We start from the raw sequence: 22612 nt of genomic DNA on the forward strand, positions 1-22612 counted from the left end.
GGCCCTTCTCCGCAGCCGCCTACCGAGTTAGCTGACGGGTTCGGGCGAAGGGCGCCCTACTGCGATCACGGAGCGTGATCGCTGATTCACCCCGATAACCTGGGTCCCCGGTTCGCCCACCCGCGAGGGGTATTGATCATCGTGATCGGAGGGCGATTCGGCGGCGCTGGTCCGGTGCCGCCCGGGGGTGGGCGGCGGACGACCGGCCAGTACCGGCCACGGTAGTCCCGAGATCCGGCAAGCCCAAGTGCGTAATGGGCGATGTGCCCGAGCTGGTCCCGACTTGTGGAAAAAGTTCTGTCACATCAGGTGAGCCTGAACGAGGCCTAGGTTCGGGGAACGTGCCAATCTGACAGGTGGCTGATGGGGAGCCTTCACAACGATTGCTGTCTCGGTCACACTGAGGTCACGAGGCAGCCGAGAGTTCACCTGTGGACAGTTCCAGAGACGGCTCGCCATACGCGAAAGACCGACACCCGGCGGCCACCGGATGTCGGTCCACAGCTCCACCACATGCCAGGCGTCGCCACCTCCGCGGGCACCACCATCAGCCGGGCCCGCGATCAAGCAGTTGGGAGACTTCCATGGAGCCTACACGGGCGCCGGAACGGCCACCAGAACAAGCGATCGTGACCATCCGCCCCGGGCTGCACATCTCGTCGACATGTTTCCAGGTCGGCGGGCGTCACTTCACGCTCAGCGCCATCGGCAACGTCCACACCCGACAGGCGGGGCACGACCCGCTGACCCGTCGCGCCGGAGCGATGGCCGTCGTGGGCCTGGTCCTGCTCGGAGCGTTCGCGCCGCTGCTGAAGCCGACCGGCATCGTCGCCGCCGTCGCCGTGCTCAGCGGTCTGGCCGTGGCCACCCTGGTCAGCGCGCGGCGGCGGCCACGGCGGCTGGAACTGTGGGCCGACTACCACGGTCACCCCACCCAGCTGTTCGTCAGCGACGACTGGTGGCTGTTCCACGCGGTGGAGCGCTACCTGCGCCGCGGCCTCGCCGAGACGCGGCTCGGCCACCGGACGCTGCCGCGCCCCCGCCCGAGCCGGGGGGTGCCGCACCCCTCGAACATGCACCCCTCCCGGCTGACCTCCGGCGGAAGCCGGGCTGGCTGGGAACGCGCCGCCTGACCCGGCGGCCGCACCACGACGAGGCGTCGCCGCTCACCACGGCGACGCCCGGTCATGGACGCGCGTTCACTCCGTCCTGATGACCGTGAACGCCTCGGCCAGGCGGCCGGGCAGGCCCAGCGACTCCGCCAGCCCGCCCAGCCGCTCACGCAGCATCACGTCGAGGTCGGGCAGGTGAGCCGTCTGCGAGACGTGCCCCCGCAGCGCGGCGAGCTTGCGGTCGAAGACATCGGTCACGTCCACCGCATGGTCGGGGTCGGGTCCGCCCGAGTACCAGATCTCGCGCACGGTCCACGCGGCCAGGCCGGCCGCAGCCAGCTCGGGGTGCGCGAACGGGTTGCGGGCGTCCGGGTAGACGGCGCAGGTCACCGCCTCACCCACGGCCAGGTGGTCGGGATGGCTCGGCCCTGCGATGCGGTCCCACCGGCGCAGCGGGGCACTGGTCAGGATGCGGTCGGGCCGGGCCCGCCGGATCGCCGCGACGAGGTCCTTGCGCAGGGCCAGGCTCGGCGTGACCGAGCCGTCGGCATACCCCTCCAGGAAGTCGACCCGCTCGACCCCGACGGCGGCCGCGGCGGCCCGCTGCTCGGCCTCGCGCAGACCCGGCATCTCGTGCCGCGGGGTCTCGTCGAACCCGCCCGCGTCACCCCGGGTGACCAGCAGGTACGACACCTCCAGGCCCTCGTCCACCCAGCGGGCCACGGTGCCCGCCGCGCCGAAGTCGACGTCGTCGGGGTGGGCGAACACGCACAGCACCCGCTGTACGTCCTGGCAGGGGGTGGCGGAGGCAGGGAAGCTCATGCCGCCGAGCATATGCCGCACGCTGCGGCGGAACTCCGCACAGTGATCAACGCAGCTCGCCGGCGACCTTCGCGATGTACGCCAGCGAGTCGGCCTCGCTGAACGCCGCTTCCGTGAGGCGGCTGAACGCCTCCAGGTACGGCGCGGCGACCTCGCCACGTTCGAGGAACTGCCCACGGTCGCTGGGCATCGCGAGGGCGTTGCTCATCTCCAGGTAGACCACGACATCGCTGGTGCTGTCGAACGGAAAGCCCATCAGCACGAAGGTAGGCTCCAGCGTGTAGACGCCCGCGCTGAACGGCAGCACCTGAAGGCAGATGTTGGGCCGAGTGCCCAGCGCGACCAGGTGAAGCAGCTGCTCACGCTGCACCTGCACGCCGCCCGTGATCCGACGCAGGGTCGCCTCCTCCAGCACCACGCGCACCCGGGGCGGGTCGACCCGCCCCAGCACGTGCTCCTGGCGGCGCATCCGGATGGTGACGAACTCCTCCTCCTGCCGCGTCAGCGCCCAGTCCGGCTCCAGGGTGCGGATCACCGCGCGGGCGTAGGACTCGGTCTGGAGCAGGCCCGGGATGAGCATCGAGTTGTAGAAGGACAGCTCGGACGCGCCGTCCTCCAGGCCGATGAACATGGCGAAACGCGGTGGCAGGTCGACGTGCTCAGTCCACCACGACCGCTGACGGGACGCCCGGACCAGCGTCTCCATCTCCGAAACCTCGGACGCGTCGTTCACCCCGTAGAGCTGTAGCAGTGCCCGCACGTCTGTCACGGTCATCCGCACCGCGCCGTTCTCGATTCGAATGATCTTTGAGAGCGACCATTCGAGTTCGTTGGCGACCTGTTCCTGGGTGTAATCGGAACTCTCACGAGCCGAGCGCAGAGCGTGGCGCAACCGGAGGCGGGCGACTGTCGGACTCTGTCCGCCGCTCACGTTGATCTCCACCCTCCGCTGGTCGCCTGCGACGCATCGCAGTCTTGTTGCGACACGCCAGGTGGCTACTTGCGACAGTTCCTTTCGGCGAGTTTACTTGTACGGTGCTGTGCCTGCCAGCACCTGATATGCCATGCGCGGGCATCGATCGGATCTTGAAAAGATAATCGGGAGTCTTGGTGACGTCTGTGCTGCATGCCGTGTGGAAGAAGAGCCGCCGGTGCGAATCCGGGCACTGTGTGGAGATCGCGGATCTCGCCGTCGCGGTCGGTATCCGCGATTCGGTCACGCCACAGCAGCATTTGATCATCTCGCCGGAGTCGTTCCGCGTTTTCGTGGACGGCGTCAAGTCAGGCGAGTTCGACCGGGTCTGAAGCTTCCGCCCCGTGAGTGAAAGGCACGTCGCCGTATTCTCGCGACGTGCCTTTGCCGACTCCGGGGGACCACCTCCGTGATTCATCCCGGCGGCACCGCCGCGCTGCGGCTCACCGGCATCACCGGCTATATCCTGCTCGAGCCTCTTGTGTCACAGTGGTGGACGGGGATCCGGATGCGAGGCATGAGGCGGTGCCATGTCCGAGAAAGAGACCGGCCGAAGGTGGGTGACCGCTCAGGCGTGTGAGTCCGCGCACTGCGTCGAAGTGTGCTTCGACGGGCCGAGTGTGCTGGTGCGCAACTCACAGGAACCTGACGGCCCCTGGCTGACGTTCGACCGCGAGGAGTGGCGTGTCTTCTGCGCCGCAGTCGCCACCGGAGAGTTCCGCGACTGACCAGCGATCAGTGCATGGCGTTGCCGACGATGGTCCACAGTCGCAGTGACGCCTCCCGGGCGCTGGGCCGCGCCGTGGAGTTCTTGTCCATGCAGGCGCGGCACAGGTCGGAGACGGCCTGTGGCAGGCCACGCACGGCCAGCACCGGCGTGGGTGCCAGGTGGCGCAGCGCGGTGGGACCGTGCGGGCTGCGGTGGGCCCCGGCATACGGCGACTTGCCGGTCAACGACTGGTAGAGCAGCGCGCCGAGCGCGTACACGTCGTCGGAGGGGTTGGCGAACTGCGGCATGCCGGTGCTGACGATGAGCTCGGCCAGGCCGAAGTCGACGACCTTCGGCCCGGTCGTGGTGATCATGACGTTGCCCGGGGTCAGGTCGCGGTGCACGACGCCGCGCCGGTGCGCCACCGCGAGCACGTCGGCGGCCGTCGCCGCGATCCGCACCGCGCCGGTCCACGGCAGCGGCCCGTCCAGCAGCACGCTGGTCAGGGCCTCGCCCTTGAGCAGTTCCAGGGCCAGGTAGCCGATGTCGCGCCCGTCGGGGCCGGTCTCCACGCCGACGTCGAGCACCTTGGGCACGTGCGGGTGGCGCAGCCGGTCGGTCATCGCGGCCTCGTGCCGGATCAGGCCGGAATAGCGGTCGTCGACCACCTTCACCGCGAGCCGGCGGCCGGCCGTGGCGTCGACGGCCTGGTACACAGTGGATACTCCGCCGCGCGCCAGAGGCCTGGTCAGCACGTACCGCCCTGCCAGCGCCGTACCGATCGGAACTTCCACGGGCGGGATTCTTCCGCAATCAACTGCACAAAGCCATTGGACGTACTTGAAATCTTCGCTAAATGATTATCTGTCCACGCAGCTTCCCCACAGGCCACGGCGCTGTGCGCGGGCCTGCTCGACGGCGTCGTGCAGGTCGGCCTGATGCGCCAGGTTCGGCCGGATCGCCAGCTCACGCACGGCTCCGCGCGCGGCCAGCTCGCCGTTGACGAAGCGCCCGCCGTCGGTCCACGCGTAGACCAGGTGGCGGCCGTACGGGTCGAGCTGCTGTCTGTCGGGTAACAGCCACAGTCGTGCCCCGCTCGGGGCCAGCCCCTTCAGCTCGTCGCGCGCCGTCTCGGACCAGCACTGTGGACTGCCGTCGGCACCGTGCGATTCGGGTGCGTCGATGCCGAGCAGCCGTAGCTGTACGGGCGCGGTGACGTCGATCACCGCACCCGGCTGCTCGGCCGTGACCTGCAGCGAGTCGCCGTCGAGCACGAAGTCGACGCGCACCGGCTGCGCCCCGGCGGGCGGCCCTGTGGGCCGGATGGACGGGCTGCTCGCGACCACCGGCGTCCCCGCCGGCCGCCCGTGGGCGTACCAGAGCCACCCACCCGCCGCCAGCACCAGCACGACCAGCCAGAACAACGTCGCCCGCAACTCCCGCCGCCGCCCGTTTCGCCCCCTACGCACCACTTGCCCATCCTCGCACCACCTCCATCCCTCACCACCGCGCTCCGGAGAGTGAGATGTGTCGCGGGCGGTTTAGTTGTGCGCAATCTAAACCGTCGTTAGGGTCGGGGTATGACTCCTCTTTACACGGCTGTGGCTACGGCCAGCGGCGATGGACGTGACGGCACGGTGCGCAGCTCGGACGGGCTGCTGGAGGCGGCCGTGGCGACGCCCGTCGAGCTGGGCGGCGCGGGCGGGGCCACCAACCCGGAGCAACTGTTCGCGGCGGGGTACGCGGCGTGCTTCCACTCCGCGTTGCGGCTGGTCGCGCGGCGGGGCAAGGCCGACGTCGACGGGTCCGAGGTGACCGCGCACGTCGGGCTCGGCCGCGAGGGCGCCGGGTTCGGCCTGTCCGTGACGCTGGAGGTCGCCCTGCCGGGCGTGCCCGCCGACACGGCGCGCCAGCTCGTCGACACCGCGCACCAGTTCTGCCCGTACTCGAACGCGACCCGTGGCAACATCGACGTCCAGCTCGTGCTTCGCTGAGACCATGACCCGCGCCGACCGCCCGGACCCCGGTGACCTGGACCTGACCAAGCAGGTCTGCTTCGCGCTGTACGCGGCCAGCCGCGCGCTGACCGCGGTCTACCGGCCCGTCCTGGAACGGCTCGGCCTGACCTATCCACAGTATCTGGTGATGCTGGTGCTCTGGGAGCGCGGGCAGACCTCGGTCAAGGCGCTGGGCGAGTCCCTACAGCTCGACTCGGGCACGCTGTCGCCGCTGCTCAAGCGGCTGGAAGCGGCCGGTCTGGTGGACCGGGCCCGCGACCCGCGCGACGAGCGCTCCGTGGTGGTCAGCCTCACCGCCGCCGGGGACGGCCTGCGTGACCAGGCCACCGGCATCCCGCGGGCCATCGCCGAGGCGACCGGCGTGCCCGCTTCCGAACTCACCTATCTGCGCGACACGCTGCGCAAGATCACTGAGGCGGCCACGGCCGCCCCGGACAAGGAGACGACGTGACCGTCGGACGTGAGATCCACCTGGCTTCCCGGCCCGTGGGCGTGCCCACCCCGGACAACTTCCGCCTGGTCGAGGTGGACGTTCCGGAACCCGCCGAAGGCCAGGTCAAGGTACGCAACCTGGTGATGTCGGTGGACCCGTACATGCGCGGGCGGATGAACGACGTCAAGTCGTACGTGCCGCCGTTCGCCCTGGACGCGGTGCTCGACGGCGGGGCCGTCGGCGAGGTCGTCGCGTCGCGCTCGGTCGACCTGAAGCCCGGCGACCTGGTGCTGCACGGCTACGGCTGGCGGGAGTGGGCCGTCGACGACGCCCGGCGCTTCCGCAAGATCGAGCCGGTCGCCCCGCCGAGCGCGTTCCTCGGCGTGCTCGGCATGCCCGGCCTCACCGCGTACGTCGGGCTGCTCGACATCGCCGCGATGAAGCCCGGCGACACCGTGTTCGTGTCCGGCGCGGCCGGTGCGGTCGGCAGCCTGGTCGGCCAGCTCGCCCGGCTCAAGGGCGCGGCCCGCGTGATCGGCAGCGCGGGCAGCGCGGCGAAGGTCGCCCACCTCACCGGCGACCTCGGCTTCGACGCCGCGTTCAACTACCGCGACGGCGACGTGTCCGGTCAGCTCAAGCAGGCCGCGCCGGACGGGATCGACGTGTACTTCGACAATGTCGGCGGCGACCACCTGACCGCCGCCATCGCCAGGGCGAAGCCGTTCGCCCGGTTCGCGCTGTGCGGGGCGATCTCGGCGTACAACGAGCCGGTGCCGGGGCCGGACAACATGGCGCTGCTCATCGGCAAGCGGCTCACCATGCGCGGGTTCATCGTCACCGACCACAACGACCGCATGGCCGACCTGATCCGCGAGGTCGGCGCCTGGTACGCCGCCGGTGAGATCAAGGCCGAGGAGACCGTGGTCGAAGGCCTGGAGAACGCGCCGGAGGCGTTCGGCGGCCTGCTGACGGGCGCGAACACCGGCAAGATGGTGGTCAGGCTGTAGCACGGTGGTCGTCACGGGGCATCGCGGAGCGTAACCGGTCACCTAGGATGCCCCGGTGACGATCATCAGTCGACCGGCGCCCTCCGCGCTGGCGCACGCCGCGGCCTTTCCCGAGGTCGCCGACGTGCGGTCGTGGTGTCGTCAGGGCGACTGGGCCGCGCTGTCCGGCCACTTCGCACGGTTGCCGACCGTCGACGACGCCTACTTCACGGCCCGGATCGTCGGCGACCAGCCGGAGGCGGACACGTTCCTGCCGGACGTCGCGCAGGCGTCGCCGACGGACCCGCTGCCCAGGGTGCTGCTCGCCGCACGCGCGATCGGGCTGGCCTGGCAGGCCCGCACCGGGGCGCGGGACGTCAGCCGGGACCGCCTCGACCGGATGCACGCGCACCTGCGCCGCGGTGAGCAGCTGCTGATCGACGTCACCGCGCGCGACCCCGCCGACGGCGTCGCCTGGGCGCTGCGCCTGACCAACGCGCGCGGCCTGGAACTCGGCCAGGCCGAGGCCCGGCGGCGCTACGACCGGCTGGCCAGGCACCACCCGCACATGCACGGCGCACAGGCGCAGCTCCTGCAGCAGCTGTGCCCGAAATGGGGCGGCAGCTGGGCGGCCGCGTTCGCGTTCGCGCGTACGGCCGCCGCGGACGCGCCCGAGGGCGGCCTGCACGCCGGGCTGCTCGCCCAGGCCCACGTCGAGCGCTGGCGCGAGCTGCGCGGCGGCGAGCAGGCGGCCTACTTCCGCCGCCCCGACGTGGTCGCCGAACTCGCCGACGCCGCCGCCCGGTCCGTGCTGCACCCGTCGTACCGGCCGGTCTACGGCTGGGTGACCACGCACAACCTGTTCGCGGCGGCCTTCAGCCTCGCCGGGGAGCACCGCCGGGCTCGCGTCCACTTCGACGCCCTCGGCGACCTGGCCGACCGTTTCCCCTGGGCCTACCTCGGCGACCCCGCCGAGCAGTTCGCCCGGCACCGCGCCCGCGCGCGGAAGGGCTGACCGGTGATCGAGCTGACCGAGGTCGACGGTGTGCCCACCCTGGTCGCGCCGTCGTCCGGGCAGACCGCGGCCGGGCTGATGTTCCGGGTCGGCCAGGCCGACGAGACGCTGTCCCGGCACGGCCTCACGCACCTGGTCGAGCACCTGGCGCTGCACGACAGCGGGCTGTCGGACTACCACTACAACGGCGAGACCGCGTCCGTCTACACCCACTTCCACCTGCGCGGCTCCGAGTCCGATGTGGTCGGCTACCTCGACAAGGTGTGCGCCGGGCTCGCCGCGCTGCCGATGCACCGGCTGGAGATCGAGAAGGAGATCCTGCGCACCGAGAGCCGCAGCCGCGGCGGCACCACCACCCTGCCCGTGCGGCGATACGGCGCGCGAGGCTACGGCCTGCCCGGCTACCCCGAGTGGGGCCTGTCCCGGCTGGGCCCCGACGACCTGCGGCAGTGGGTCGAGGACTACTTCACCCGCGACAACGCCGTGCTGTGGATCGCGGGGCGCGGCGTCCCGGCCGGCCTGCGGCTGCCACTGCGGTCGGGCGTACGCCGAGTCGTGCCCCCGCCCACCGCCGTGTTGCCGAGCACCCCCGCCTGGTTCGCCGGCGACGACACCAGCGTGGTCTTCAGCGCGGTGGTCCGCCGCAGCACCGCCGCCAGCGTGCACTCCGGCGTGCTCGAACGGGAACTGTTCCGCGACCTGCGCCAGGAGGGCGGCTACTCCTACACCGCCACCTCCTCGTACGACCCGCGCGGCGACGGCTACGCCACGATCACGGCGTACGCCGACGCGCTGCCGGAGAAGCAGGGAGCCGTGCTGGGCGGTTTCGTCGACGTGCTCGCCCGGATGCGCCACGGTGCCGTCGACCCGCGCAGCGTCGCCGCCGTACGCACCAAGGCCCTGGACAAGCTGAACCACCCGGAGATCGAAGCGGCCCGCCTGCCCGGACACGCCCTCAACCTGCTCACCGGCCAGCGTCACCTGACCGTGGACGAACTGCGGGCCGAGCTGTCGGCGGTCACCGCCGAGCAGGTGCACGCCGTCGCCGTCGAAGCCGCCGACACCGGACTGCTGCAGACACCCCACCGCACCACGGCCGACTGGGCCGGTTTCGCCGCCGCGCCGACATCGTCGGCGCACGAGGCGGACGGCCGCCGGTATGCCCACCGCGACGACGCGGACGTCGCGCTCGTGATCGGGCCGCAGGCGGCCGGCATCGTGCGCCCCGGCTCGCGCGCCACGGTCCGCTACGACGCCTGCGCGGCCATGCTGACCTGGCCCGACGGTGCCCGCCGCCTCATCGGCGACGACGGCATCGTGCTGCACCTCGAACCCGCCCTGTGGGCCGTGCCGCAGGCCGAACTGGCCGCGCTCGACGCCGCCGTCGACCCTGACCGCCACCTGCCGATGCCACTGCGCGGCCCTGGTGCGATCCCCAGGCCCGCCGCCGGACGCCCCAGCGCCGCGGCCTCCCGTGGCGGCGCTGCGAACGCCGGTGAGGTCATCGCGATCGTGCTGCTCACGCTGGTCGCCGTGGCACTGGGCGTCTTCGGCGTGGCGCAGGCCGTCGCCGCGATCCGGACCGGGGGCACGCCGCTCGACCTGACACTGCTCGGCTTCGCGGCGGTGGGCACCGCGCTGTTCGCGACCCCCGTGGTGCTGCTGCGGCGGCGACGCCGCTGACACGACGCCGCCCGGGACACGCGGTCCCGGGCGGCGTCGGCGGTTCAGCCCTTGAGCTTGCCCGTACGGGCCGGATCGAACGTGGCGATGCAGGTCACCGCCCGGTCCCCACCCGCCCAGCTCTCCGACGTCGGGTAGAGGTAGTAGGTGTCCACGGCCGGATCGTCCACAGCCTTGGGGGCGTACGACTTCAGCAGGTCCGCGCAGCGCGGGTCGGCCTTCTTCTCGATCGCCTCGATGCCCGGGAACGTCGACTCGGTCAGCTTGAACTCCGCGTACACCTCGCCGTCGTGCAGCTCGGTGCACGGCACTACCGGCAGCTCCTCGATCTCGTCCTCGGTGCTGAGATCGTTGAGGCAGTCGCCGATGCGCAGCGAGTGCACCGACGTGTCGTCGCCGCCGGTGGTGTCGGTCGTGTCCGCGTTCGCCCCGGCGATGACCGCGATCGCGACCCCGGCGCAGATGGCCAGCGTCCACAGCGAACTGAGCACGATGCCCGCGATGGCCATGCCCCGGCCGTTCTGGTTGCGCTTCTTGATCTGCGACAGCGCCACGAAGCCGAAGATGAAGCCGAACAGGATGCCGCCCAGCACGCCGAAGATCAGCGAGGCGATGGCGAAGCCGTTCGTGCCGGACGGCGGCGGGGGCCCCTGCTGGTAGGGGACGCCGTAACCGCCCGGGGGCGTCTGCTGCGGGGGAGCGCTGTAGGGCTGGCTCGCGGCGTACTGCGGGCCGGTGCCGTACTGCTGCTGGCCCGTGCCGTACTGGGGGGCCGAGCCGTAGGGCGCGTACGGGTCGGCCGGCGGGCCGGACTGCGGCGCGCCCGGGGGCGGCGGGACCTGCGGGTACGGCTGCTGCCCGTAGGGCGGCGGGGTCGAATCAGGAGAGGGGTAGTTCACCGCCGGAAGCTACCACCACGGGCCGACGGGCCGCGTGCTCGTTCTCGCCTGGCTGGACGGGTGGGCAGGCACAACGGGTCCCGGCGGCCGCCGCGACAACTGGGAAGGGCTGGTACGCGCAGGCGATTCCCAAGGCTGAGACTGGTTACCAAGCGTGGCTCAAGTACAGGAGAGATGTGATGCGGAGGGAGTCGTCAATCGCTGCACTTGATGACGACAGTTCGGGCGTGGTCTCATCGAGAAGCCGAACCGAGGAACGCATATGCCTGTCGCCAAAGCGGACTACCGCAGGATCGCTGATGCGATCACCGAGAAGATCAAGAGTGGTGAGCTGTCGCCGGGGGCGAAGCTGCCCAGCACCGCTCAGCTTGCCGACCAGTACGACGTCAGCCCGGCGACTGTGTACCGGGCGGTCTCCTTGCTGCATGACCGTGACCTGGTCATCGGGCATCCAGGCAAGGGCGTGTTCGTAGCTGGGGAACCGCAGGCCTGACGGACCTTCGCGGACTCGACCCGGACCTCCGGTCTTACGGAGGTCTCTGTCCCGTCTAGATGTCGTCTGGTAAGTGTGGTGCGCCCGGCAGGACTCGAACCTGCGACCTGAGGATTAGAAGGCCCCTGCTCTATCCAGCTGAGCTACGAGCGCGCGATTGAAGGCTACCGTGCGAGACGTCCGCCGTGATCGGCTACCCGGCGGAAGTTGACCACGATCCTAGGGCAGCGACACGCCGCCGAACAGTGACTTAAGTTCATGATCGACCGGCTGGGTGGTCAGGGGAGCTGGGCGCTGAGCCAGTGGGCGGACTCGGTGAAGAAGCGGTCGCGGGCGGGCTGGCGGGACAGGGTGAGGTCGTGTTTGCCGCCCTCGATGCGGGCGACGGTGACGTTGCGGCCGAGGGCGGGGGCCCAGCGCACGATGTGGTCCACGTTGAGCACGGCGTCGGTCTCGTGCGCCTGTTCCGACCAGGCGCGCTGGCGGTATGACGCCGTCGAGCAGCCGACGAACACCGGCACCTGCAGACCCAGCCCGGCGTGCAGGCGGCGCTGGCCGCTGCGGATCGCCTTGAGCCAGGCGACCCGGACCGGGAAGCCGCTCACCGGCTTCCAGTCGATGCGGTAGTCCCACTCGCCGTCGTGGTCGCGGTGCAGGCTGCGGCCGTACAGGCCGGGCAGCTTCAGCGGAATCACCCGGTACGGCGCGCGCTGGGCCAGTGAGCCGACCGCCGACACCGCCGGGCGGCGCATGATCCACGGCGCGTTGATGTCGAAGAACGGGCTGTTGAGCAGCAGTCCGTCGACGAGCCCGGCCCCGGCGCGGGCGTGCGCCCACAGCGCGGAGATCAGGCCTCCGGTGGAGTGCGCGGCGACCACCATCGTGTCGTGGCCGTCCTCCTCGCGGATGATCCGCGCCGCCTCGTCCAGCTCGGGGAAGTACTCGTCCATGCTGCGGGTGAAGTTGGGCGTCTGGTGCGCCAGCAGGCTGCGGCCGTACTTGCGCAGATCGAGGGCGTAGAAGTCGTAGCCGCGTGCGACGAAGAAGTCGGCCAGGTGGGTCTGGAAGAAGTAGTCGGTGAATCCGTGCAGGTAGAGCACCGCGCGCCGGGTGGGTTCGGGCGCGCGCCGGATGACCAGGGTGGCCACGACCCGGCCCTGGTCGTCGTCGGGGAGTTCGATGACCCGCTGCAGGTACGGCTCGCCCAGGATGTCGGTCTGCACGGGCCTATGTTACCGCGAAGTAGGTGCCGGGCCATAACAGATCAACTCCATGATCAGGCCGTTATCCCCAAGTGGGACGCCGTCCACAGCGCGCGCGACGGGGCGATGGTGTGCGGCGGTGGTTGCGGCGCACTCTCAGTGGCATCGCAGGCCGAGAGGAGAAAAGACAGTGTTCGACACGAACATCACGATCGTCGGTTGCTCCAAAGCGCACACCGGTGATTGCAGGTCAGGTGCTACGCCAGCGGCATGACCATGGTTCATCGACCGAGGCTGCCAGCCGAAGGCAGGAACGAGCCAACCGCAAACCGCCCATACGGCCTGGCCCGCGAGACGTTGGCGCTAGCCGGGCCTCGCGGGCCAACCTCCCCTGCCTAGGTGCCACGTACCTAGGCAGGACCACACTAAGCACTTCCATGGAAGCTGCTGAACTTACCGCTTACGCATGCCTGTCAGAACAGATGCACCAATCCCAAGCGCTGAGGAAATGGCGCATCCGGGTTGACGCCTTCTCGGTAGCCACCTTAAGGCGCAGTAAATACTCGTCCGTGAACGCGACCGCCGGACGAGATAATGTTAGGCATTCGAATATAGATGATGGGAATGTCTACATGCGACCAAGCACTCGAAAAGGCGATCTAATTGTCTACCAGGTTGCAGAAACACCCTGACACAACGAAAATGCGTTGACCCAAATGCCAGAGCTAGTACTGTACCTTTCAGTCGTGTGCCGCATGTAGTGCGCCTGGTTTGCATAGGGAGTTGTCGTGTCTATGTAATGCCAGGTATTGTCGACCGCCTTGCGAGGAGCTGTGTAGATGACGGATGCGCCACTTGTCCTCATCAGCGTCAGCTTGAATGCCGTTCCATCGGCACCCGTACAGGCTGTTCCGCCGATACGAACACTTGACCTCGTCGGTATGAAGTCGTAGCTTGCGCGGTAGGTAGCCTCCGAAGGCCAGTTTTGGGACCAAGCCTGGGCAGCGGGCGCGGCGGATGCCACTGACAGAGCTGCAATTCCCCCGATGATGACGACGCGCCGCAAGGCACGCTGAAGCATGTGCTTGGCTTTCATTCTTCCTCCCCGCGTTCGGGATGGCCGGCAAGCCATCCCTCCAAGTAGGCACTTGCTCAAAGCGTTCACACACTTACATATTTACTGATGTGAGTCAACGCACGCGGTGTTTCCCTGGCAGTACTGCCTGCCTGCCAGCCCGACGTCGCCGTAAGCCGGGCGCGTTTGGGGCGGAAAGCAGCTGCGCGATCGGGTCCGCAGCTGCTCACGTGGCCACACTGCACATCGACGATCATCACATTCTTAGTAGAAGTGGGCACCGTTGCACAAGTTGCCCGACGCCCAATGCTTCGGCATCGGCCCGCTATCCAGCAGGAACGGCCAAGGCGCCATCTACGTATCTCAATTCATGAAAAAACACATTGACACCTCCCGCTTGCTCTGCAATTCTGGCCAAGCTTCGAAGCGATCAACTGCAATGCCAAACCTGCGGCTGCATCGATCGCGATGCGTCGCACCTGTCAGAGGGGAGACAAGCGTGCTGCGAACATTGATTCGAGCGACACTAGTGGCTGGAATTCTGGCCGCTTCAGCAGTAACGGTCCAATCGCCAGCAGCGGCCTTCTACCAAACCTGGAGCACCAGTGCCAGCTATCGCGCGAGCGGCGATTGGCTACCAGCCAATCCAACAGTGACGCCTTATGGAAAAGCCTGCTCCGGTGGAGATGCGTACCTTTTCAACATTTCGATCTTGAGGACGAGCAATAGCGGGATCATCTGGAATAGCAGCAATGCTTGGGCGGATGGACAGTGGTGGCACTGGAACCCAGTTGGAGTCCAGATCGGAACAAGTTACTACTTCCGCTGGCGCGGCCTGAACGCTTCGGGCAACACATACTACGGAGCCCCCTGCCAGGGCGTGCAGGCGTCGGTCACGGTGTAATCCGGCGGGCCACAGTTCCGCCCGGCAGCTACGGCGTCAGGCTGTCGAGGCACTCCATCCGCCAGTAGCCGAACCTTTTGATGCCGTCTAGTTAAACGGATTGGCGACAGGTGGCGGCCACCCTCCCGGGGGCCGCCACCCTATCATCTTGTGGGGGGAGCGTATGGGCTTAAGTAGCACTAAGGCCAGCGTAGCTGCAGGCATTATCTGGGCCACAGCTATAGGCATTGTAACCGTCTATGCCTTCGCCGCGCTGCGTCGGCCACCATCAGATACGTTCGCCGACCTGGCGGTTTACTATGGTTCAGTCCGCACGCTAATCGATGATGGCTCCCTCTACATTTTCGCCGCGCAAAATGGCGATCCGTTCACCTACCCTCCATTCGCTGGCCTTGTGCTCTCGCCCCTAGGTTTGATCACTGAAAGTACGGCCGGATGGCTTTGGTTTATCGGTACAGTATCGCTAATTGTCATACTTTCAGTAGCGATTGGGTCGAAAATAAGGGGCAGGAACTCTGAGGCCGCTCCGTGGTGGACGCCTGCTGTCGCAGTAGTTCTCTTCGTTTCGGCGCCGATGTCGAGCAACATCCGCTTTGGGCAAATCTCTTGGGTCCTTGTGGCTCTGGTCCTGATCGACGCACTAAAGATCGTTCCGGCGCGCCATAGAGGTATTGCTACAGGAGTAGCATCCGCCCTAAAGCTCACACCATTGATATTTATTCCCTATTATTGGCTATCGGGACAGCGACGCACGGCATTTATGAGTCTCGCTACTTTTGCGGGTTGCACCGGAGTTGCCTGGCTTTTGCTGCCGAGCGACTCGAGCTATTTTTGGTTCGAACTACTATCGGCAACGGACCGGATCGGCGACCTTTCGAATGGTGGCAATCAGTCGATTAATGGTATGCTCTTGCGACTTGGGATAAATGGAGTCGAGAAGTTTGTGATCCTAATCCTATTGTCTGCCGCCATACTCGCACTTGGTCTCTGGCGAGGAGTGCGAGCGTCGCGTAATGAGCATCTTGTCGTGGGAGCAAGCGTCATAGGAGCAACTGCAATTGCCATTTCGCCTGTATCCTGGACTCATCACCAGGTCTGGCTCGTATTTGCCGCTGCCGCTTCGTTCGATCGGCGGTGGACGACCTATCTGTGGCGGACCATCGCGCTAGTGATCATGATTGTGCCCCTAGGAACCATAACCGCGAAGGCGTTCCCTGCAGCGGCGCAGCTAGGCGGTAACGCACGTGGCCTGCTGGCACTAGCCGTTGCCGGTCTTCTTCCGTTTACCGAAATCGCGAAGATCGGCACTACTCTTGTCCAGAGTCATTCAATTTTAAGGTTCAATATCCCATCTCAATCAACCGATAAGGGCGCGGGTTCTAAAATTATGAAAATGGCGATACCCTGTCTAGCGGCAACATTACTTCTCGGCGGGTGCGGCAACACAACACCGGAAGTGCTGCGCCCAAGTGGCCAACAGCTGGTTATGACGCTCTCATCGGGTGAAATTGATGGAGTTAAGTGGCAGGTTGAAGTCGTGAGGATAGGTGTTCAGAGCTGCACTCAGTCTGTTGTTCATTATCAAATAATGGGGAATGACTGCGAAGTTGGGCTGAAGATGGCGGAGGTGCCAGTTAATATTGCGGTCGAAGGAAACGCCAAGATCTTATTTGTCCGAGGCGTTGTCGGATCGCAGGTTGCCCGGATTATCTCTGTCACGCAGAGTCGACCCAGCGGAGAGCCGGTCAAGATTTCCACGGTGGACGGTGTTCGGTACTTTGGATACGCCGTCAAGCCAAGCGATGCTGTCGACCTGGTCGGTTACGATGCGACGGGTCAGATGGTCTATTCTGGAGCCTCGAAGATTCTGTCGACGCGGGATGATCGATAGTAGTCGAGAACGAAGTAACTACTTCTTAGGTCAATCGTCCTGCTCATTCACAGTGTTGCCGGGCTTGTTTTGTGCGGGCGTCGGGCCTATTCGATGACGACCAGGCCGGAGGTTCGCCGGCGCGGATGGCAAGCAGGCGTGCGGCACCGGTCGTCATCGCCCGGGTGCGGTGCGGTACGGGTCGGTGGGGCCGCATCAACCCACTGACAGGTAAAGCACCGGCACGCCTGCCGGTCATGCAGGATACCGTCGACCTTGGCTTTCTGGCAGGCGGCGCAGTCCGCGACGGGCCGTTGGATCGGCGGTAGCAGGAACACTGGCCAGCCGTTGGGGGCTGGCGTAGCAGTTGCCGACGGGTGAGCCGCCGGGGGCGGACCTTCAGGGTTTTGGCCATCGGCCAGTTACTCACCCTGCACAGGACAGCGGTAATGGCGCTCGCCCCGTATCCTGCGAATCGTGAAGGTTGACTGGAGCGGAGCGGTAGGCCTCAGTGGCATCGTCGGAGGTTTGATACTGTTCGCAATCACCAACGACGGCAGTCAGGTTCCGGACGATGCATCGGCGGTAGCAGCGTTCCTGGTAATTGGCGGCGCGCTGCTCCTGATTGAGGCTGCAATCAGGCACAAGAAGTCCGACTGATACTGGCACCTGCGTAGATCGTGCGAGGGTCCGTCATGTTCGGTGAGCGCGTGGGTCACGTGGTCCGGACGATGCCCGCCGGTTGGCACCCTTGCCGGTCGTGGGGTCGGGTGCCGACCCTTGGACAGTGCCGACGCCGTGGGGCTTGAGCGCCGCAGCGACCTGCTCGGCACCCCCATCCGCTGTACTCGTCCGGGCGCAGGTGGGCGAGCCGGTCGGCCTGACCTCCGACCACGCCTTCGGCTCGGTCGCCGGGGGTACGGTCAGATGCCTTCGAGCAAGGTGTCTTTGGGCTTGGCGGCCGTGTGCTGGCCGACCGCTTTGCCGGTCAGGATGCCCGCGGCCACGCGCAGCGCATGTGCCCGGTCGGTGATGGGCTCCGCGGTCGGGCCGTCGATGTAGTACGTGCGCACGATCGTCGGACGCTGTAACTACCCCCCCAGACCCGCCAGCGTGGCCAGAATCCGGCGTACAGGCCGCCTCGTCCGTCGTCCTCATGGTCAAGCGATCAGCATGCCCTTTGGGCTTATGTTCCGCTTAGCGTTGTCAGGCAATACCGGTCGTCGTTGGTCGCCGCTTGACGGCCTGGCAACGGCCGGAGGCAGGCTCGACGGCCTGGAGGCGGCCTGACGTCGGCCTTCAAACTACGGGCCACTGGCGGCTCGGTCAGCAGGCGTTTATGCCGAGCTTCACGGCCTGACGAGGGGCAAGCACGGCTTGGTACGGGCAACGGCGTTGCTGTACAGCACCACAGCAGGCGGGATCTGTCCGGTGGGCGACTGAAATTCCGCTTGTGAGGCGATCTAAGTCGCGAGATTCTGACAGCTCCATCCAACATTCGGCTAGGACCCCACAATGACCACCTTTAGCGATGGCTTCGCCCACTTCCTCCCACCGTCGAGGTCGCGCCAAACCACGGCCATGTCCGAGGGTCTTGTCGTAGTGGACGCGAACGTTCTTCTTGATGCCTATAGGTACACGAGTAATGCTCGAAATGAGCTGTTCGCCGCACTGAGGAGCCTTGGCGATCGGTTATGGGTGCCACATCAGGTGGCCCTAGAGTTCCATCGCAACCGATCGAAGGTAATGGTCGGTTACGACGACTCATACAATGATCTACTAAAAGCATTGGCAGATTTTCGTAAGAAGCACGACGACGAGTTCGTCAAGCACGTTCGCGAATTCGCCAATCGTGTTGCACTTACCGGTGACCATCAACGTTCGCTGCTTGGCGAGTTCGCCAAAGCCTTCGATGTCCTACATGAGAAGATAAATGACTTAAGGGCACAGCACGGCATTTCCGACCGTTTTATCACCGACGACCCCGTATTGCGAGAGCTTCAGGCGCTTCTGGACGGGAAGACAGGCGGACCGCTTTCAGCCGAGGAGGAGCAGGCGGCGCGCGAAGAAGCGACCCAGCGAATAGAGTCAGAAAAGCCCCCTGGCTTCAAAGACGCAGGTAAGGACGATCCGTGTGGCGACTACTTGCTCTGGCATCAGAGCCTCAAAGAGGCGAAGCTACGCCAGAAGCCTCTCCTGTTCGTCACCCGTGATAGCAAAAGCGACTGGTTCTTGACGTTGAAAGGTCGCACGATATCCGCCTTACCGGATCTGGTTAAAGAGGCCTACGACATCGCAGGCGTGGATTTCGTGGCAATGGCGACGCGCTCATTCCTCATTTATGCGCAATCGATCCTTAAAACACAAGTCAGTGAATCGACGCTAAAGCAATCGGACGCCATTAGGCAATCGTTGTCACATAGCAAAAAGAAGCATTTCTTCATCAGCGAAGAACTTGGCGATCAACTATTGGCGCAAGCGCTACAAGATCGCGCGCTCTCGAGCGAGCGTCTAGACCGCATTAACCGTGCGATCCAGTTAAATTCTGGTAACCCGAAGATGGAGGCGGAGCTCAAGACTGCCTCGCGTGTTGCTGGGCGAGTACAGGTGCAGCTCGATCTCAATGATCTATTTATTTCGACATTGCGCGGTGCGAGTAAGATGCGCGGCACCCTCAGGCTGGAGATGTCAGACTGGCTGCCTGACGAGATTGCGCGTCGGCAAGCGCGCATAGTGCAACAAGAGGATGATCCGTCTTCGGAGCCCAAATCATCAATTAATGGCGTAGTCGACCAGGAGCCCCCTCTCGTCGACTAAGCGGCTTGCCGCCCGGAGCAACATCCCTAGCCTCGTCTGCCGTCGGCCCGCACTCCGTGGTCATGATTCCCCGACCTGGTCAAGGTGGAGCACTCCCCGACTGAACGACCTTGACCAAGTCGGGGAATCATGAAGGCTTTGCCCGGGTCGATGGTGGGCGGGGTGCGACTCCCCGGAGCCCGAAGTTGGGGGTTTGACCTTGACCTTGAAGACATCAGGTGGCACGGATGCGACGGCGGCGGGAGCTGCGGTCAGATGATCCGTCTGATGTGCGAAACGGATCATAAACTAAATAAATGATCTTCGTCTGGCTGATCACCCTGTCGACAAAAATCATTTTCATTGGCTGAGCGGCCGCGTCTTTATCACCGGCGTTCCTGGTGCTCATCGCCGTCGGCCAGGTCGTCAACGTTGACCCCCCTGCAAGGCCAGGTCGACCCCCCTGCAAGGCCAGTACGTAGCAATCTGCTTAATGAACGTGCCGCCTACTTGAACAAGTGATCATCAACGATCGCCGTTCGGGTTCGACCGTTCGGCTAACTAAAATCGCCTAAGGTGCATTAATTTAATGATCATGTGAGGTAAAGATCGTTTGCTCGCCTCGCTGGTCACTGATCGACTAAAGTGCTGTCTTCGTCGGTGCACATCAAAGCTACGGTGACAGGACCCAGAAGTATGCGCCTAACTAAGGTTCACGTACATGGCTTTCGTCGTCTCGTAGACACCTCGGTAAATGTCGACGCAAAGCTCATAGCTTTCTTGGGTCCCAATGAAGCAGGCAAGACGTCATTTCTTGAAGCTCTTACGACCATTGCCGACCCCTCTGAAATAGCGGACTCTGACCTACCTCGCCAATTGGCGGGACGTCCGCGATCTCCGAAAGTTCTTACAGTCACTTTCATTTTGGACTCAAAAGATCGCGAACTGCTCAGACAAGCATTCCTCGCACCGGAACCCGGCACGCGAATCAGTTACACGAAGATTGTCTCGGGCAAGAGAACTTTAAGTTCGGTGCCAACAATTCAGCGCGATTTCGCTGCTTTGGCCGAGATGTTTGAACTAATCATGATTGAAGTGCGCTCATGGGAACGAGACCGACCGGAGCAGGTTGCCCACCTGCATGACGTGCTTCGCCGTCTAAACAGCGTATTGGCTCCACTTCGCCACGGCGCTGAGCCTGAGCGCGCTAGGCTAGGCGAGCTGAGTCTAGATGACTTGATTCAGCGCGAAAATAAGATTGCGGAGCAGCTTAAGTCCTTGGCTGCTTATCGTCGGTTGCGGTCCGTCTTGGGCAAGTCGGTCTTCGATACATACCGTGACATCCTGTCCCAACGGGAACCCAGCTTCGAACTACTCAATTCCAGCACAAGCGTACTTAAGACAGAATACAACCTCGATAAGTATAGTGATGCAGATCTGCCCGTTGCCCTAGCAAATGTGCTCTCCATCGGCGGGCTGTCAGTCACCAGACTGAGGCGAACTGCTAAAGCCGGCGACATTACCACGATGCACACGATGCTCAAGAACGCCAATAAGAAGCTTCGTGAAGTTTTTGAGCCTACGTGGAGGCAGTCGAACCTAACGCTTCGCCTTGAGGTAAGCGGGAGTAGAGTTCTTGTTCTAGTTGATGAGCTTCATGAAGATGGTAGCCGGACTGCTATCGAGGAACGTAGCGCTGGACTTAGAACGTATTTTTCAATGGCTACGCAACTGTTGGCAAAGCGCGCAAAGGAAGATTCCAGTGACTCTCCTCAAACTATCCTTCTGATAGACGAGGCCGAAAGCCATCTCCATTACGATGCTCAGGCCGACCTTGTGAGTATCTTGGCAAAGCAACAATTTGCGCAGCAGGTACTTTACACAACTCATTCACCTGGCTGCTTGCCCTCAGATCTCGGTACCGGAGTGCGGTTCGTCATTCCTTCCGCAGACGACCCGCGGTCAAGTGAGCTTCGTAACCACTTTTGGGGATCCACATCTGTCGGTTTTTCTCCGTTGTTAGTGGCTATGGGGGCCGGTGCTGCTGCGTTCTCCTCATGCAGACGCGCGGTTCTTGCCGAAGGGGCGACCGACATGCTTTTACTACCCACATTGATTCGACGTGCACTTGACGCTGATAGTTTGCCATACCAGGTTGCTCCCGGACTTTCCAGCCTCGGAAGAAGTGGTCTCGGCTTGAAGGAGTTGGCCGCCCAAGTCGCATATCTAGTGGATGGGGACCAGGGCGGTGAAGCATTGCAAAAGCTTCTCATCGAGCGAAGCGTAGACCCTGCATCCATTGTGGCGCTCCCCAAGGGTAGCGCCGTAGAGGACCTCATAGACCCACGTTTTTACGTTTCGGCAGCCGAGACTGTCATTCGAGAAACCGTTGGCAGTGAAGTCAAATTGGAAGTCAATTTCGACGATGACGGGATGATCGTCGACAAGGTCAAGCTAGCCTGTGAGCGTCTTGGCTTGCCGATACCAGGCAAAGTCGCTGTGGCCTGCTCGATACTCAACAGTAGTAATCGAGTGGAGCTTGCAACTGAAGCGAAGGCCGTCCTTGCCGACATTCATAAGAAGTTTTGCGTCGTTCTTGATTGTTAACACGTGATCAAAGTTGACCATTACGTGCCTCAACTCCCCGGAGCCGAGGTTGAGGGGTTGACTTTAACCTTGAAGACATCAAGTGGCACGGATCGACGGCGGCAGGAGTTGCGGTCAGTTAGTCTGTCTGACGTGCGAAACCTAGATCATAAAATCAATTAGTTGGTCATTATCCAGGTGATCAACCCTATTGACAAAGATCATTTCCGGCGGCTGAGCGGTTACCGTCTGATCACCAACGTCCTCGGGGCTCGTCGGCGTCGGCCTGATCGTCAACGTCTGACTGCGTCTCCACCGCATCTGATCAAGCGTTGACCTTCGGTAACTAATGCTGCGGCTTGTTCGATCCATGCATTGAGGTGCCGGTGCCGTCATCTGTCGTGCTGGCCGGGCTCGGGCGCGCGGGCCGGAGGCATTAGCGCCGCCCGGTAAGTCCGGCCAGGCGCGGCCCGCTTGCGGGCCGCCTTGACGGTCGCATGGAAGGTTTCGTTGGTGTAGTTGGCACGCGGCATTCGTCGTGATCGCGGGCATAATCACAGTTTGGTGAGTAAGGCGCTTGGTGCTGAGCCGAACAGCGATCGTGGTCAACCTTAGACATCCCCTCTAGCCTTCGGGTGTCCCGGCCGGAGGGGGGTACCCGTACCAGCCGTACCAGCCGTACCACGGCAGGTCAGGGGCGGTACGGGATCTTGACTGGTACGGCTTGATCCGTACCACGGACATGTACGTGGTACGGCCTGACGATCTGTCGCGAGGCCGCAGTGCCTAGGGCAGAATGGCCCCGTGACGACGCAGCCCGATCAAGCAGCAGAATGGTGGACCACCAGCGATGTGGCAGCCTACCTGGGCGTGCGCGTTGGGACCATCAGCGCCTACCGCGCCCGTAGCCAGATGCCCGAGCCTGACATGACTGTGGGCCGCACACACATGTGGCGACCGGCCCGCATCGTGACCTGGCACGAATCGCGCCCGCGCCCCGGTGTGGGCGGACGCCCAACGTCGAGTGACAGCGAGG

21 protein-coding genes, 1 tRNA gene and 1 riboswitch are annotated in these 22612 nt (G+C 64.7%); of the genes, 14 read left to right on the forward strand and 8 right to left on the reverse strand.

Features of this window, described 5'->3' with window-relative positions; genetic code table 11:
* Positions 1 to 140, reverse strand: a riboswitch (cyclic di-AMP (ydaO/yuaA leader).
* Between the two features lie 489 nt (positions 141 to 629).
* A complete protein-coding gene (locus tag HAV40_RS18815; protein WP_166382992.1) occupies positions 630 to 1133 on the forward strand; it encodes a DUF6232 family protein in 504 nt (167 codons plus the stop codon).
* A 66-nt stretch (positions 1134 to 1199) separates the two neighbouring features.
* On the opposite strand, the gene HAV40_RS18820 is transcribed toward HAV40_RS18815, so the two are convergent.
* The gene (locus HAV40_RS18820) at positions 1200 to 1934 is read right to left on the reverse strand and encodes a PIG-L deacetylase family protein (protein ID WP_166382994.1); all 735 of its coding nucleotides are present in this window, start codon (positions 1932 to 1934) and stop codon (positions 1200 to 1202) included.
* Positions 1935 to 1980: 46 nt separating this feature from the next.
* The gene (locus HAV40_RS18825) at positions 1981 to 2877 is read right to left on the reverse strand and encodes a helix-turn-helix domain-containing protein (protein ID WP_308441006.1); all 897 of its coding nucleotides are present in this window, start codon (positions 2875 to 2877) and stop codon (positions 1981 to 1983) included.
* Positions 2878 to 3044: 167 nt separating this feature from the next.
* Here HAV40_RS18825 and HAV40_RS18830 point away from each other — a divergent pair, with 167 nt between their 5' ends.
* Together HAV40_RS18830 and HAV40_RS18835 are read left to right on the forward strand one after the other, a co-directional pair.
* Positions 3045 to 3239: a DUF397 domain-containing protein gene (locus tag HAV40_RS18830; RefSeq protein ID WP_203671134.1), complete on the forward strand. Its 195-nt coding sequence runs from the start codon at positions 3045 to 3047 to the stop codon at positions 3237 to 3239.
* Between the two features lie 198 nt (positions 3240 to 3437).
* The gene (locus HAV40_RS18835; RefSeq protein ID WP_166382998.1) at positions 3438 to 3635 is read left to right on the forward strand and encodes a DUF397 domain-containing protein; all 198 of its coding nucleotides are present in this window, start codon (positions 3438 to 3440) and stop codon (positions 3633 to 3635) included.
* A 7-nt stretch (positions 3636 to 3642) separates the two neighbouring features.
* Here the strand turns inward: HAV40_RS18835 and HAV40_RS18840 are convergent, their stop codons facing one another.
* A complete protein-coding gene (locus HAV40_RS18840) occupies positions 3643 to 4410 on the reverse strand; it encodes a serine/threonine-protein kinase (protein ID WP_166383000.1) in 768 nt (255 codons plus the stop codon).
* 66 nt (positions 4411 to 4476) lie between these two features.
* The gene (locus HAV40_RS18845; protein ID WP_166383002.1) at positions 4477 to 5085 is read right to left on the reverse strand and encodes a thermonuclease family protein; all 609 of its coding nucleotides are present in this window, start codon (positions 5083 to 5085) and stop codon (positions 4477 to 4479) included.
* 111 nt (positions 5086 to 5196) lie between these two features.
* Between HAV40_RS18845 and HAV40_RS18850 the strand changes: the two genes are divergently transcribed.
* The 5 genes from HAV40_RS18850 to HAV40_RS18870 are packed head-to-tail and all read left to right on the forward strand — an operon-like array spanning position 5197 to position 9751.
* Positions 5197 to 5610: an organic hydroperoxide resistance protein gene (locus HAV40_RS18850; protein WP_166383005.1), complete on the forward strand. Its 414-nt coding sequence runs from the start codon at positions 5197 to 5199 to the stop codon at positions 5608 to 5610.
* A 4-nt stretch (positions 5611 to 5614) separates the two neighbouring features.
* Positions 5615 to 6085 carry a MarR family winged helix-turn-helix transcriptional regulator gene (locus tag HAV40_RS18855; protein WP_166383007.1) on the forward strand — a complete coding sequence of 157 codons (471 nt, stop codon included), beginning with the start codon at positions 5615 to 5617 and terminating at the stop codon, positions 6083 to 6085.
* A complete protein-coding gene (locus HAV40_RS18860) occupies positions 6082 to 7074 on the forward strand; it encodes an NADP-dependent oxidoreductase (protein WP_166383009.1) in 993 nt (330 codons plus the stop codon). Before HAV40_RS18855 ends, HAV40_RS18860 begins: the two co-directional genes overlap by 4 nt.
* A 55-nt stretch (positions 7075 to 7129) precedes the next feature.
* The gene (locus tag HAV40_RS18865) at positions 7130 to 8068 is read left to right on the forward strand and encodes a hypothetical protein (RefSeq protein ID WP_166383011.1); all 939 of its coding nucleotides are present in this window, start codon (positions 7130 to 7132) and stop codon (positions 8066 to 8068) included.
* A 3-nt stretch (positions 8069 to 8071) separates the two neighbouring features.
* The gene (locus HAV40_RS18870) at positions 8072 to 9751 is read left to right on the forward strand and encodes an insulinase family protein (RefSeq protein ID WP_166383013.1); all 1680 of its coding nucleotides are present in this window, start codon (positions 8072 to 8074) and stop codon (positions 9749 to 9751) included.
* A 44-nt stretch (positions 9752 to 9795) separates the two neighbouring features.
* Here HAV40_RS18870 and HAV40_RS18875 read toward each other — a convergent pair whose 3' ends face one another.
* Positions 9796 to 10650 (reverse strand): DUF4190 domain-containing protein, encoded by an 855-nt coding sequence (locus HAV40_RS18875; RefSeq protein WP_166383015.1) that lies wholly within the window; start codon positions 10648 to 10650, stop codon positions 9796 to 9798.
* A 262-nt stretch (positions 10651 to 10912) separates the two neighbouring features.
* On the opposite strand from HAV40_RS18875, the gene HAV40_RS18880 reads away from it, so the two are divergent.
* Positions 10913 to 11143, forward strand: a complete 231-nt coding sequence (locus tag HAV40_RS18880) for a winged helix-turn-helix domain-containing protein (RefSeq protein WP_166383017.1) — start codon at positions 10913 to 10915, stop codon at positions 11141 to 11143.
* Between the two features lie 76 nt (positions 11144 to 11219).
* Here HAV40_RS18880 and HAV40_RS18885 read toward each other — a convergent pair.
* A tRNA-Arg gene (locus tag HAV40_RS18885) sits at positions 11220 to 11296 on the reverse strand.
* A 125-nt stretch (positions 11297 to 11421) separates the two neighbouring features.
* Positions 11422 to 12366, reverse strand: a complete 945-nt coding sequence (locus HAV40_RS18890) for an alpha/beta hydrolase (protein ID WP_203671136.1) — start codon at positions 12364 to 12366, stop codon at positions 11422 to 11424.
* Between the two features lie 1553 nt (positions 12367 to 13919).
* Here HAV40_RS18890 and HAV40_RS18895 point away from each other — a divergent pair.
* From HAV40_RS18895 to HAV40_RS18905, 3 genes are all read left to right on the forward strand, one after another.
* Complete coding sequence (locus tag HAV40_RS18895) at positions 13920 to 14324, forward strand: hypothetical protein (protein ID WP_166383019.1); 405 nt, start codon at positions 13920 to 13922, stop codon at positions 14322 to 14324.
* A 148-nt stretch (positions 14325 to 14472) separates the two neighbouring features.
* Entirely contained in the window at positions 14473 to 16215 is a 1743-nt protein-coding gene (locus HAV40_RS18900) for a glycosyltransferase family 87 protein (RefSeq protein ID WP_166383021.1), read from the forward strand.
* Between the two features lie 456 nt (positions 16216 to 16671).
* A complete protein-coding gene (locus HAV40_RS18905) occupies positions 16672 to 16854 on the forward strand; it encodes a hypothetical protein (protein WP_166383023.1) in 183 nt (60 codons plus the stop codon).
* A 263-nt stretch (positions 16855 to 17117) separates the two neighbouring features.
* Here the strand turns inward: HAV40_RS18905 and HAV40_RS18910 are convergent, their stop codons facing one another.
* Positions 17118 to 17267 carry a hypothetical protein gene (locus HAV40_RS18910; RefSeq protein ID WP_166383025.1) on the reverse strand — a complete coding sequence of 50 codons (150 nt, stop codon included), beginning with the start codon at positions 17265 to 17267 and terminating at the stop codon, positions 17118 to 17120.
* 442 nt (positions 17268 to 17709) lie between these two features.
* On the opposite strand from HAV40_RS18910, the gene HAV40_RS18915 reads away from it, so the two are divergent.
* Positions 17710 to 19011: a PIN-like domain-containing protein gene (locus tag HAV40_RS18915; RefSeq protein ID WP_166383027.1), complete on the forward strand. Its 1302-nt coding sequence runs from the start codon at positions 17710 to 17712 to the stop codon at positions 19009 to 19011.
* Positions 19012 to 19668: 657 nt separating this feature from the next.
* Positions 19669 to 21597, forward strand: a complete 1929-nt coding sequence (locus HAV40_RS18920; RefSeq protein WP_166383029.1) for an AAA family ATPase — start codon at positions 19669 to 19671, stop codon at positions 21595 to 21597.
* Positions 21598 to 22612: the final 1015 nt, after the last annotated feature.

Origin of the sequence: Catellatospora methionotrophica (genome assembly GCF_011297335.1) — a bacterium.
In the GTDB taxonomy this organism is placed as follows: Bacteria; Actinomycetota; Actinomycetes; order Mycobacteriales; family Micromonosporaceae; genus Catellatospora; species Catellatospora methionotrophica.